General features: G+C 28.3%; 12 protein-coding genes. 11 read left to right on the top strand and 1 reads right to left on the bottom strand.

What is annotated here, in order from left to right; genetic code table 11:
• Positions 1-66: 66 nt before the first annotated feature.
• Complete coding sequence (hpt, locus tag ACR0QS_RS05480) at positions 67-597, top strand: hypoxanthine phosphoribosyltransferase (protein ID WP_432632440.1); 531 nt, start codon at positions 67-69, stop codon at positions 595-597.
• Positions 598-623: 26 nt separating this feature from the next.
• Positions 624-2045, top strand: a complete 1422-nt coding sequence (locus ACR0QS_RS05475) for a polysaccharide biosynthesis protein (protein WP_432632439.1) — start codon at positions 624-626, stop codon at positions 2043-2045.
• A gap of 96 nt (positions 2046-2141) precedes the next feature.
• On the opposite strand, the gene metK is transcribed toward ACR0QS_RS05475, so the two are convergent.
• The gene (metK, locus tag ACR0QS_RS05470) at positions 2142-3326 is read right to left on the bottom strand and encodes a methionine adenosyltransferase (protein WP_432632438.1); all 1185 of its coding nucleotides are present in this window, start codon (positions 3324-3326) and stop codon (positions 2142-2144) included.
• A 147-nt stretch (positions 3327-3473) separates the two neighbouring features.
• Here metK and ACR0QS_RS05465 point away from each other — a divergent pair, with 147 nt between their 5' ends.
• The 9 genes from ACR0QS_RS05465 to ACR0QS_RS05425 form a co-directional block, all read left to right on the top strand.
• A complete protein-coding gene (locus tag ACR0QS_RS05465; protein ID WP_432632437.1) occupies positions 3474-5105 on the top strand; it encodes an ankyrin repeat domain-containing protein in 1632 nt (543 codons plus the stop codon).
• 833 nt (positions 5106-5938) lie between these two features.
• A complete protein-coding gene (locus tag ACR0QS_RS05460) occupies positions 5939-6295 on the top strand; it encodes a hypothetical protein (protein ID WP_432632436.1) in 357 nt (118 codons plus the stop codon).
• 105 nt (positions 6296-6400) lie between these two features.
• Positions 6401-7228 (top strand): hypothetical protein, encoded by an 828-nt coding sequence (locus ACR0QS_RS05455; RefSeq protein ID WP_432632435.1) that lies wholly within the window; start codon positions 6401-6403, stop codon positions 7226-7228.
• A 204-nt stretch (positions 7229-7432) separates the two neighbouring features.
• Positions 7433-8104 (top strand): sigma-70 family RNA polymerase sigma factor, encoded by a 672-nt coding sequence (locus ACR0QS_RS05450; protein WP_432632434.1) that lies wholly within the window; start codon positions 7433-7435, stop codon positions 8102-8104.
• A 135-nt stretch (positions 8105-8239) separates the two neighbouring features.
• Positions 8240-9874, top strand: a complete 1635-nt coding sequence (locus ACR0QS_RS05445; RefSeq protein ID WP_432632433.1) for a leucine-rich repeat domain-containing protein — start codon at positions 8240-8242, stop codon at positions 9872-9874.
• Positions 9875-9888: 14 nt separating this feature from the next.
• The gene (locus ACR0QS_RS05440; protein WP_432632432.1) at positions 9889-10506 is read left to right on the top strand and encodes a leucine-rich repeat domain-containing protein; all 618 of its coding nucleotides are present in this window, start codon (positions 9889-9891) and stop codon (positions 10504-10506) included.
• Positions 10507-10563: 57 nt separating this feature from the next.
• Positions 10564-10947: a hypothetical protein gene (locus ACR0QS_RS05435; RefSeq protein ID WP_432632431.1), complete on the top strand. Its 384-nt coding sequence runs from the start codon at positions 10564-10566 to the stop codon at positions 10945-10947.
• A 2-nt stretch (positions 10948-10949) separates the two neighbouring features.
• Positions 10950-11771 carry an ADP-ribosylglycohydrolase family protein gene (locus ACR0QS_RS05430; protein ID WP_432632430.1) on the top strand — a complete coding sequence of 274 codons (822 nt, stop codon included), beginning with the start codon at positions 10950-10952 and terminating at the stop codon, positions 11769-11771.
• A gap of 167 nt (positions 11772-11938) precedes the next feature.
• Positions 11939-13160: DUF262 domain-containing protein (locus tag ACR0QS_RS05425; protein ID WP_432632429.1), on the top strand; the 1222-nt coding region annotated here is incomplete at its 3' end.

The raw sequence follows: 13160 nt of genomic DNA, 5'->3' as shown, positions 1-13160 counted from the left end.
CTTTCAAATTAATATATTTTAAGTTATAATATAGTTTAATTTATTTTAATTTATCGGATTTTTATAATGAATAAAGAAAATGGAATATCAAAAATTCTTATCGAAGAAAAACAAATAAACGAAAAAGTTAAAGAATTGGCAAAAAGAATATCGGACGATTACCGACACAAAGAAAACGCGCCTTGCTTAATAGGTTTGCTTAAAGGTTCTTTTATATTCATAGCCGATTTATCGCGATATATAGACATACCGATAGAAATAGATTTTATGATAGTTTCGAGCTATGGAAATAATAAAATAGGTTCTGAAATAAAAATTTTGAAAGATATTGATGTGCAGCTGACAGGAAGAGATGTTATTATCGTGGAAGATATAATTGACACAGGCTACACTTTGGAAAAAATCTGCGAAGTTCTGCAAACAAGAAATATAGCATCTTTGAAAATATGCACGCTTTTAAATAAACCTTCAAGAAGAAAAGTAAATATAAATATAGATTATAACGGTTTCGATATAGAAGACGAATTCGTTGTCGGTTACGGAATAGATTACGCTCAAAAATATAGAAACATTCCTTATATCGGAGTGGTTAGTTAAATTGTTAAATTAAAGAAATAAAAATTATGATTAAAAATATTATTATAATAGGAGCGGGCGATGCGGGAAAAATGCTCGCTAAAGAAATATTATCCGACAAAAATAAAGATTATAATATTCTATGTTTTTTAGACGATGATGAAAACAAAAAAGAAGTTCGTTCGATAAAAGTAAAAGGGAAAATAAAAGATATAGAAAAAATTGCAAACGAATATAAATCGCAAAATATAAATATAGACGAAATAATAATTGCCATACCGACATTACAAAAAGAAGAACTTGAAAAAATATTAAATTCAATATCTTGCGCGGGAATAAAACATAAAATAGTTCCGGGAATTTTTGAAATCATAAAAGGAAATTTTTCATTAAAAGATATTAGGAGACTCGAACCTTCGGATTTGCTTGGAAGAGAAGAAATCGGTTTTGACGAAAAAGAAATATACGATTATTACAAAAATAAAATAGTATTGGTTACAGGCGGCGGCGGTTCTATAGGAAGCGAACTCGTGCGGCAGTTAATAACTCTTCCAGTTAAAAAAGTAATCGCTTTAGAAATTTCCGAAAACGCGATTCATTCTTTAATAATGTCGATAAGTTCGTCCGAAAATAAAGATAAATTTAAATATATAATTTCAAATGTGAGAGATTATATTAAAATCGATAAAATATTAAAAGAATATAAACCCGATATAATATTTCATGCGGCGGCTTATAAGCATTTGCCTTTTATGGAAGAATATCCCGAAGAAGCTATAAAAAATAATATACTCGCTACGGAAAATATAGCGTCTCTTTCTATAAAAAATAATATAAAAAATTTTGTATTCATTTCTACTGACAAAGCCGTTCGTCCGACATCTTTAATGGGAGCGAGCAAGAGAATTTGCGAAAGAATGATAATGTCTTTTTCGCATGAACAAAATAGCACGATATTCAAAATAACGAGATTCGGAAATGTATTGGGAAGCAGCGGAAGCGTTATTCCCGTTTTTGAAAGGCAGATAAAAGAAGGAAAAGCGATAACCGTGACGCATCCAGAAATGGTTAGATTTTTTATGTCGATTAGAGAGGCGGCAAGATTGGTTATAAAAGCATGCTCTTTGAATAACGGAATAATATTTTCTTTGGACATGGGAAAACCCGTTAAAATACTCGATTTGGCAAAAAATATGCTGAAAGTTTACGGATTAAACGAAAACGATATTCCAATAGTTTTTACGGGAATAAGAGAAGGTGAAAAATTATATGAAGAAATTTTAATGGACGATGAAACTTTAATTGCCTCTCAATATAAAAAATTATTTATAGCGAAAGATACGGTTAAATGTTTAAGCCCCGAAGAAAGAAAAATTATGGTAGAAGAATTTGATTTTGCCTCGCTTGAATCGGATAAAGAAACTATAAAAAATCTTATGAGAAAATATATTGAAGAATATAGCGGATAGAATTTTTATAAAATTAAAATATAAAATCAAATAAAAAAGAGATTCACAAAAATGCAAATCTCTTTTATAAAAATCAATTTAATTAATCAAATTTTATTATTTTGGACTTTCAAATAAATGTTTAATATCCGTTTTTTCCCAAGTGAAATCGGCATCCTCGCGTCCAAAATGTCCGTAAGCGGTAGTTTTTTCATAAATCGGTCTTCTCAAATTAAGATGTTTTATTATGCCCGCTGGAGTCAAATCGATTTGTTTAGTTATTATCGCAGCCAAAACCTCGTCATGCACTTTGCAAGTTCCGAAAGTATTTACATAAACGGAAAGCGGTTCTGGGACTCCTATAGCGTAAGCAAATTGAACTAAAGCTCTGCCGGCAATTTTGCTCGCCACTATATTTTTAGCGATATATCTTGCCATATAGCATGCGCTCCTATCTACTTTCGTTGGGTCTTTACCGCTGAAAGCTCCGCCGCCATGCGCTCCATGTCCGCCGTAGCTGTCGACTATTATTTTTCTTCCCGTTAGTCCGCAATCGCCCATCGGTCCGCCGACTACAAATAAACCCGTAGGATTGATATAATATTTTGTATTTTCGTCAAGCATATTTTTAGGACATATTTCGTTTATAACATGTTTTTTTATATCTTCTTCTATTTGTTTATGTTCTATTCCTTTCGCATGTTGAGTGGATATTACAACCGCTTCTATTCTTGCGGCTTTTCCGTCTTTATACTCGACTGTAACCTGACTCTTTCCATCTGGTCTCAAATAATCGAGTATTTTTTCTTTTCTAACTTTAGCCAATCTTTCCGCGAGTCTATGAGCCAAATGAATAGTCAAAGGCATAAAAGTTTCCGTTTCGTTTATCGCGTATCCGAACATTATTCCTTGGTCGCCCGCTCCTTCGGATTTATTACCTTCGGTTTTATTGAATAAACCTTTTCCCGCGCTTACTCCCATATCAATATCTGGAGATTGTTCATGTATAGATTCCATAACGGCGCAAGTATCGGCGTCAAATCCCATATCGCTGCTCGTATAACCTATTCGTCTAACCACGCCTCTTGCGATTTTTTGATAATCCAATTTCGCTTTTGTCGTAATTTCGCCCGCCAAAATCAGCATGCCCGTTTTTGCCAAAGTTTCGCATGCGACTCTCGAATGCGGGTCTTGTTTTAAACATTCGTCTAAGACTGCATCGCTCACGGCATCGCATATCTTATCAGGATGGCCTTCCGTTACAGATTCGGAAGAGAAATAATAATTTTTAATTTCTGCCATAGTTTTACCTCTTTTTTAAATTTAAAATATAATTCGACTATTTTATAACAAATTATTCAATTAGTCAAATATAAAGTATTTTTTATTGAAATTTTATTTTTTTACTATATCATATAAATATAAGTTTTTATAAGCGGGTAATTTATTATGAAAAAAGTTATAAAAATTGTTTATGTTATAATTATGGTATTTTCCATTATATTAACGGCGCAGGATAGTTCCGATATTTTTGCATTGATAAGAGCGAATAAAACTAAAGAGGCGATAGAATTAATTTCGCAAGACGGTTTTAGTGTAAATATACAAGATTTAAATGGAAATACTCCTTTAATTCACGCGGTAATGAGAAGAAATCAGCAGCTTGTTCAATCGTTGATAGAAGCGAAAGCGAATGTTAATATGAAAAACGGCGAAGGAAACACGGCTTTAACTTATTCTTTAACAAATAGAAATAATAGAATATTGGATATGATTATAGAAGCTGGAGCGGATATTGAAACGAAAGACGATGACGGAAATACTCCTTTAATACTTGCCTCTATCAATAAAAACAGACAATTAACGGAAACATTGATAAAGAATAAAGCTAATGTAAACGCTAAAAATAAAGAAGGACTTACCGCTTTAAATTACGCTTTGAATAATCGAAATAACGAAATTGCTAAAGCGCTTATAGGAGCGGGAGCAAATATAAATATTAAAGACGAAAAAGGCAACACTATTTTAATGAATCTTGCCTATAATAATAATTACGATTTGGCAAAAGCTATAGTGGATACGAAGGCGGATGTTAATGTAAAAAATAAAGAAGGTTTTACGGCTTTAACTTTTGCGGCTTATAGAGGAAGTTATAATGTGGCAAAATTGCTTATCGATTCTGGAGCGAATATAAATGTTAAAGACGCAAACGGAAATACTCCTTTAATGTATGCTTCTTTTAATAATTATACGAATGTTTTGCAATTGCTTATTGATTCTGGAGCGAATATTAACGAAAAAAAATCTGACGGTTTTACCGCTTTAATGTTCGCAGTTTATAAGGGAAGCTACTCTACGGCGGAAATGCTTATACAAAACGGAGCGGATATTAAAATTAAAGATGCAAACGGAAACGATGCTTTTATGTATGCCGCTTTTAATAACAGATTAAATATGCTTCCATTATTCACTAATTCCGTAAATATTGACGCGACAAATAATATGGGAAGAACTCCTTTAATTTTGGCTTCTATTAACGGACATAGAAATATGGTTCAGGCTCTTATCAATTTGAACGCCAATATTAACGCTAAAGATAAAGACGGAAACACCGCTTTAATGTATGCCGCTTTTAATAATAAATCCGCTTTGGTTAATATGCTTATAGACGAAGACGCCGATTTGGATATTCAAAATAATATAGGAGTTACGGCTTTGATTTTTGCGTCAATGAACGGATATAACAGAATAGCGAGAGCTTTGATAGACGCTAAAGCCGATATAAATATAAAAGATTATTACGGGAACACTGCTTTAATGTATGCGGCGGGAAGAGGAAACGATAAAATTATTAGTTTGTTAAATAGAAACGGTTCTAATATAGATGTTCAAAACAGAGTAGGATATACCGCTTTATTTTTTGCGGCGGTTAACGGTTATGAACAATCCGTGCAAACGCTTATAGATTTGAAAGCGGATGTCGGAATAAAAGACACTTACGGAAACACCGCTTTAACTTATGCAAAAGAAAGAGGCTATGACAGTATTGTAGAATTGCTTACAAAAGCGAGCGAAAGTTAAAAATAACTAAAAAATAATTTTAATAATTTTTTGTTTCATAAATAAAAACTACAATTTTTTATCAAGATATTAAAAATAAAAATCGATTTGTTATAAAATCGGATTGCTTCGGACTTTGTCCTCGCAATGACAAAAATAATATATCGTCATTACGAGCCGTTGCCGAGACTAAAGTCCGCCGTTGGCGAGGCACACAGCGTGAGGCGAAGTAATCCAATTAAAATAAAATTTGATTTTAAAATTTAGTTTTATTAAAAGTGGATTGCTTCGCTTTCTTACGAAAGCTCGCAATGACAATCTACATTTGCGTCATTGCGAGTGGAACGAAGCAATCAATATTAAAAAAATTATTTTTAAACTGTTGACAAAATTTTAATCTATTATATAATTCAATCAATATGATAAACGGAAAATATAACTTAAACAATTTCATGATGTCACGTCACGTCATGTCACGACTTTTATTTTAAACTTTTTCAAAAATTATGTTTATACAATAATTATAAAATATTATTCTATTTATTCATTAAAAATCTATTCAAATTCTTTTTTGCTTATAATTTCGACTGCGAAAAATCTAAAAACAATTTTATTGATATTAAAAAAGTTAATCGTAAATATATTTTCAAATCGTTTGGAAAGTCATTTAATCGTCTATATAAAGAATTTTTGCGTCAAAAAATTATTCATTTATTTGAATTTTTTATACATTTTTCAAGAATTTATAAAAAAAATTCGTTTTTTTGGTATTTCTCATACATGAGTATCGGTGAGCGATACTGGTTGTATGTTATAATATAAATAAAATTAAATAAACTGACAAGGAGTAAAAAATGTCACAAAAATTTTATTGTAAATACTGCGGAAGTTCGTCTTCAAGTATTAGCGGTTTAACAAGCAGCTCATGTTCAAAAAATCCAGAGGGGAAAAAGCATGTGCCTTACGAAGGGGATGAAAAATCAAAATACTATTGTATGTATTGCGGAAGTTCGTCTTCAAGTATTAGTGGTTTAACAAGCAGCTCATGTTCTAAAAATCCAGAAGGGAATAAACATGTGCCTTACGAGGGCGATGAAAAATCCAAATATGAATGTAAATATTGTGGAAGTTCGTCTTCGAGTATTAGCGGTTTAACGAGTAGCTCATGTTCTAAAAATCCGCATGGAAACAAACATGTTCCAGCTAAATAAGTAGTTGGTTGACTAATGATAGATTATGTTTTATAATATAATCTATCATTAAAATAAAAACAAAAAATTAAAATGCCGTTGACAAGGCAAAGGAGAAAATAAATTATGAATATTGAAGAAAAAATATTATCACTTTTTGAAAAAAATGAAAAAAGTCGGGAATTATTAGAATGGTTTAATAATGACAAACAAAATCAAGAATTATTGAAATTGTATAATAGTAAAAATGAAGTTATAAAAGAAATTGAGGAACTTAATAAAGAACTAAAATGTCGTCCATTGGCTTTACTTTTACCAAGCGTCCCTCAAAATTATCAAAAATCAAAATATAAAATTATGGCAATAGGGCAAGAATTAAACGGAGGTTACGGTATTAGAAGCGAACCTAGAATAACTATGTTGGATAATTTGAGAGGTCAATCTTTCGATGATTTATCCAGACGCGGTTTCTTTTCTTTTCCAGCTGAATTATGCCATGCGGTAAATGAAATCGGAGGCAAGCTAAACAGAAAAGAAATAAGGTCTTATTTTGTTTGGGCTGAAATAAGAAAGTTTTCATACCACAAGAAAATCGATTCTAAAAGTAAAGCCCCAAGAACTCAATTAAATAAAGAAGTGCAAAATTTAATAGATACTAAATTTAATATATTGGAAGATGAAATAAGAATAATTAACCCCGATATAGTTTTATTCTTAACGGGACACAATTATGACAATTATATAGAAAAGCAATTAAGCGGCGTAGATTTCAAAGCTGTTAAAGGTTATAAAGAAAAACAATTTGCAAGAGTAGAGCATGAAGTTTTGCCTGAAAAATCTTTTAGAATATATCACCCTAACGCTTTTAGACAGGGAAGCGTTATAAAAAGTTTAGGAAGAAGATATCTATATAAAGAATTCCTAAAGAGATTAGTTGAAGAATGTAAAAAATAATTGATTTATAATCCTATGTTAAATTGCGTTGTATATGAATTATATGACGCAATTTAATTTTGTTAATTTTTTATAGAATTGATAAGTTATAATTAATCGTAAGCTTTCAAATTTTTTATAAATTTAAATAAAACCAGTATCGGTGAGCGATACTGGTTGCATGTTATAATATATATATAAATTATTAAACATAGGAGAAATAAAATGCAAAATAATAATACAAACAAAATTATTATTACGGACGAAAACGAAAAAGAATATTTGGATGAATTCAAAAAAACTTTATCCCCTCAAATTAAAGCGGCTTTAGTTAAGAAATATGCTCCTTTGGTAAAACATGTGGCTAATAAAATGCTAGCTAAAATACCAGAAACAACGATTATGGATTATGGGGATTTAGTAAGCGCGGGATTTTTCGGACTTTTGTGCGCCATAGACAGATACGACACGAATAAAGATATAAAATTTAAACCGTATGCAATTAATTTAATACTAGGCTGTATATATGACGAATTAAGATTAACGGGAGTAGATACAATAGAAGAAATAAAAAAAACAGTTAAATTTATAAGAGAAAATATGCGAGCTAAAGAAACAATAAAAATAATAAAATGGAAAGGAATTATGAAATATATTTTACACGCTAATATGATTTCAACTTCTTCCAATGAATTTAGCCGTTATATAGACGATAGAATAAATCCCGAATATTTGCTTGAAAAGAAAGAATTTAAAAAAGAATTTATAAACATTTTGAAAAAATTACCCAAACAAGAATTCGATGTATTGAAATTATATTATTATGAAGGACTTATTTTAAAAGAAATAGGCAAGAAATTGGAAATATCAGAAATAAAAGTATCGAAAATTCATTAGAAAGCTATACAAGATTTAAGAAAGATTTATGAAGAAATAAATCGTTAATTAATAAAAAACAAGTATCGGTGAGCGATACTGGTTGCATGTTATAATTATTATATAAAAAATTTTATTAAAACAGGAGAAATTAAAATGCAAAACAATTTAACCAAAAAAGACATTGAAAACTTAAACAAATGGGCTGAAAAGTATGATATTGAAGAATTAAAAATTAAAGACAAGGAAAAAATTTTTAATCTTAAAGAACTTTATATATTTCATGAAAATATAAAATATATTCCCGCCGAGATTTTAAAACTTACAAACCTTGAAAAACTTAATATTAGATGCAGTAATTTAATAGAATTATCGGAAGATATAAAAAATTTAGTTAATATTAAAAAGCTTACGATAAGCGACCATGAATCAAAACATATTCCAGCCGAAATTTTTACGCTTACAAACATCGAGGAACTTACTATAGATTACCGAGAGTTAAAAAAATTACCAGAGGATATAAAAAATTTGATTAACCTTAAAAGCCTTACTATATATTGCAATAATTTAATAGAATTACCAAAAGAAATAGGAAATTTGAGTAATCTTAAAGAACTTGATATAAGCGACTATAAATTAAAATATATTCCAACCGAAATTTTTAAACTTACGAACCTTGAAACACTTAATATTGATTGTGATAATTTAAAAAGTTTGCCTAAAGAAATAGGTGATTTAATTAATCTTAAAAAACTTGATATTAGTTGCAAAAATTTGAAGCGGTTGCCTAAAGAAATATCTAATTTGAGTAGCCTTGAAAAATTTTATATTTATAGCGATAATTTAAAACGATTACCAAAAGAAATAGGTGATTTAATTAATCTTAAAGAACTTGATATTAGATGCAGTAATTTAGAAGGTTTACCAAATGAAATTGAAAAATTAATTAATCTTAAAAAACTTTATATAAAGATAAATAGAAAGCAGCATATTCCGCTTAAAATTTTTAAACTTATAAACCTTGAAGAACTTGAGATTAATTGCGAAGGTTTTAAAAAACTTCCAAAAGATATAAAGAATTTGGTTAAACTAAAAAGATTTGTATCTGATGCGGAATTGCCAAAAGAAATAGGCGATTTAATTAGCCTTGAAGAACTTCGTATAAATATTTATAAAATAGAATTACCAAAAGAGATTGGGAATTTGAGTAATCTTAAACTGCTTGATATACAGAATGGATATTCGAAATTGCCTAAAGAAATTGAAAAATTAATTAATCTTAAAGAGCTTTATATAAGAACGGAATATATCCCAGCCGAAATTTTTAAACTTATAAACCTTGAAGAACTTGAGATTAATTGCGAAAGTTTAAGAAAATTTCCAAAAGATATAAAGAATTTGGTTAAACTAAAAAGATTTGTATCTAATGCGGAATTACCAAAAGAAATAGGCGATTTAATCAATCTTGAAGAACTTGATATATGTGTTTATGACTTAACAGAATTACCAAAGGAGATAGGAAATTTGAATAATCTTAAAAGTCTGAGAATATATGGGGAAAATTTGAAATTGCCTAAAGAAATATGTAATTTTAGTAATCTCAAATCGCTTGATATTAGTTGCTGGACTTTAGAAAATTTTCCAGATGGAATTGAAAAACTGACTAATTTAGAACGGCTTTATATTGTTTATCATAGAACTTTCAATATGAAAATTCTACCAATAAAAGAAATGAAAAATTTAACAAATCTTAATCATATTCAAGTATTTAGAAGTAGAAGATTATCTTGAAAAGGAGAGACAAAATGAAAAATTATTTAACCGAAAAAGACATAAAAAACTTAAGCGATTTTGCTGAAAAGTATGATATTGAAGACTTAAAAATTAAAGATAAAGAACAAATTTTATCTATTTCTATAATAAACGATAAAATAGAGCATATTCCCGCCGAGATTTTTGAGCTAACGAACCTTAAAGAACTTGATATTAGATGCAGTAATTTAATAGAATTATCGGAAGAGATAAAAAATTTGAGTAATCTTAAAGAATTTCATATTTATTGCCATAATTTAAAGAAATTACCTAAAGAAATATGGGATTTAATTAATCTTGAAAAACTTTATATTTATTGTTATAATTTAGAAAGCTTGCCAAATGAAATTAAAAAATTAATTAATCTTAAAATACTTGAGATATCTAGCAAAAATTTGAAGCTATTGCCAAAAGAAATATATAATTTAATTAATCTTAAAAAGTTTCGTATTGAATGTAGTAATTTAGAAAATTTCCCAGACGGAATTGAAAAATTAATTAATTTAGAAAGTATTAATATCGAGAGGACTGTAAATTTGAAGTTGAAAGATTTACCAATGGAAGGAATAGGAAAATTAAATAATCTCAAGGAGCTTTGTATTGATATATAATAATTTATGAAATGAATAGTTTTATATGAAATTTTATTAAAAATAGGAGAAATTAAAATGAAAAATAATAATACAAATAAAATTATTATTACGGATGAAAACGAAAAAGAATATTGGATAGAGTATAAAAAAACTTTATCTCCCAAAATAAAAGCGTCTTTTGTAGTTAAATATTCAAATTTGGTAGAATATGGTTCTAAAATATATCTCAAAAATAACTATATAAGAGATAGGGAACTTGAAAACTTAAAAGAATACGGTTCTATCGGACTTTTGAATGCTATAGACAAATATCAACCAGATATAGATATAAAGTTTAAAAATTACGCTCTTATCGAAATAATTGCTTATATTTACGAAGAGGTTAGGAATAGGAGAATAAAAACTCCGATTCCGAAAGATATACAACATTTAATAAATATAATAAAAGAGGAGGAATAAAAATGCTTGGAGCTATAATTGGAGATATTGTCGGTTCTATATATGAATTCGATAACATTAAAACAAAAAAATTTAATCTATTTTCAAATGAAATGTTTTTTACGGACGATACGGTTATGACTATTGCGACTGCGGAAGCGATTATGGAAGGAGGAAAACCGCGATACTTTGCGCAATATATGAAATTGTATGGATATTTTTATTTGAATATAGGTTATGGAAGTTCTTTTGCAAAATGGATTACTTCTAAAGAAAGCAAACCTTATAATAGCTGGGGAAACGGTTCGGCAATGAGAGTGTCTCCTTGCGGCTGGGTTGCAAAATTAAATCTCAATATAGAAGAAGGATTAAAATTAACGAAAGATTTGGCTAAAAAATCCGCCGAAGTTACTCATAATCATCCCGAAGGAATAAAGGGAGCGCAGGCAACGGCGACTTCAATATTTCTTATGCGTTATGGAAAATCAAAAAACGCTATAAAAGAATATAAAAAAATTCTTAAAGATTATATAGAAAACGAATATCAATACGATTTGAATTTTACTCTAAATGAAATTCGTCCTTCTTACGCTTTTAACGAAAACTGTCAGGAAACCGTCCCACAAGCCATAGTTTCTTTTTTGGAAAGCGATAATTTTGAAGACGCGATAAGAAATGCAATATCTTTGGGAGGCGATAGCGATACTCTTGGGGCAATTACGGGAAGCATAGCCGAAGCCGCCTACGGAATTCCCGAAGATATAAAAGAAAAAGCCATGAATTATTTAGATGAAAAAATTAAAGAAGTATATGATAATTGGGTTAATTTTCTTAAAAAATCATAATAAAATTTTATTAAAAATAGGAGATACAAAATGAAAAATAATTTAACCGACAAGAACATTAAAATTATATATAGCGTAAAATATTTTTTGTAAATTTTATATTAAATTAAGTTGTTTTAAATAGATTATGTTTTATAATAAGAAAAATTTTGATTTTAGGAGATAATATGAGCGAAGAAGATAAAATATATATTAAAAAAGAAAATATAAAAAAATCTAAAATTCCAAGTTATCAAAGAGGATATAAATGGGAAGATAAAAATGTAAGAGATTTGCTAAATGATATAGATAGTATTAATAATAATAGTAAAACTGAACATTGCTTGCATAATTTAACTATTATAGAAAATGACAATGAATGGGAAATAATAGACGGACAGCAAAGACTTACCACAATATTTTTAATTTTAAAATATTTAGAATATTTAGATAAAGAATATTATTTGTTATCTTATGAAATAAGAGACGAAACGAAATGTTTTTTAGATAATGAAATAAACAATATTATAAGCGATTTAAAGAATGATAAATATAAAGATAAAACAGATTTATTTGAAGATATAAGCAAAAATAAAAAATATGATAAACAAGATATTTATTATATTTGTCAGGCTTTATTTACAATTCATAATTGGTTTAAAGATAAATCTGTTGATATTGAAGAATTTACTAAAAAACTTGAAAATGTTTATTTTTATAAGCATGAAATAAAAACTAAATATAATATTACAAGCGAAGCCGTATTTTCTAATTTGAATAGCGGAAGAGTTCCATTGACGGATATTGAATTAATAAAGGCAGATTTGATAATAAATATTAGCGAAAACGAAATGAAATCTGAAGAAAATAAAAGTGAAATTTTAATAAATGAAATTAGAAGCAATATTGGAAGATTATGGGATGAAATGGAAAGCTGGCTTGCTCAAGATGAAGTTTGGTATTGGATAGCGCCTAAAAATAAATCCGTAAATAAATTATCATTATTATTTAGTTTATATTATAAATTAGAAAGGGATGATGAGATATATGATAAATATAAAGAAGATTTGAATAAAGTTGAAATTTGGAAAAATATAAAAGATTATTATTTTACAATAAAAGATTGGTATTTAGATAACGATATGTATCATTTAATAGGAATGATAGTTTCTTTTGGTATGGAAATAAGCGAATTTATAGAAAATAATTCTGATATTAAAAATAAAAATGAATTAAAAAATAAATTGGAAAATAAGATTAAAGAAAAAATAAAATTAACAATTTCTGAAGACAATAAAATATATTATAACGAAAAAAATGGTGAACAAAAAATAGATTATTTAGAATTAAACTATAATGAATATTATAGCGATATAAAAAATATTTTCACTTTATTAAATTGTTTAGAAG

This window comes from Brachyspira sp. (assembly GCF_050873525.1).
Lineage (GTDB): Bacteria > Spirochaetota > Brachyspiria > Brachyspirales > Brachyspiraceae > Brachyspira.
The sequence above is the reverse complement of the archived record's forward strand: the minus strand, read 5'-3'. Positions and strand labels throughout refer to the sequence as shown.

Bases quoted from the DNA above. Each gene is read 5' to 3' on its own strand.
- ACR0QS_RS05430 (WP_432632430.1), top strand. From the start codon at position 10,950: ATGCTTGGAGCTATAATTGGAGATATTGTCGGTTCTATATATGAATTC.
- ACR0QS_RS05435 (WP_432632431.1), top strand. From the start codon at position 10,564: ATGAAAAATAATAATACAAATAAAATTATTATTACGGATGAAAACGAA.
- ACR0QS_RS05450 (WP_432632434.1), top strand. From the start codon at position 7,433: ATGCAAAATAATAATACAAACAAAATTATTATTACGGACGAAAACGAA.
- ACR0QS_RS05455 (WP_432632435.1), top strand. From the start codon at position 6,401: ATGAATATTGAAGAAAAAATATTATCACTTTTTGAAAAAAATGAAAAA.
- ACR0QS_RS05445 (WP_432632433.1), top strand. From the start codon at position 8,240: ATGCAAAACAATTTAACCAAAAAAGACATTGAAAACTTAAACAAATGG.
- ACR0QS_RS05460 (WP_432632436.1), top strand. From the start codon at position 5,939: ATGTCACAAAAATTTTATTGTAAATACTGCGGAAGTTCGTCTTCAAGT.
- ACR0QS_RS05440 (WP_432632432.1), top strand. From the start codon at position 9,889: ATGAAAAATTATTTAACCGAAAAAGACATAAAAAACTTAAGCGATTTT.
- metK (WP_432632438.1), bottom strand. From the start codon at position 3,326: ATGGCAGAAATTAAAAATTATTATTTCTCTTCCGAATCTGTAACGGAA.
- hpt (WP_432632440.1), top strand. From the start codon at position 67: ATGAATAAAGAAAATGGAATATCAAAAATTCTTATCGAAGAAAAACAA.
- ACR0QS_RS05465 (WP_432632437.1), top strand. From the start codon at position 3,474: ATGAAAAAAGTTATAAAAATTGTTTATGTTATAATTATGGTATTTTCC.
- ACR0QS_RS05475 (WP_432632439.1), top strand. From the start codon at position 624: ATGATTAAAAATATTATTATAATAGGAGCGGGCGATGCGGGAAAAATG.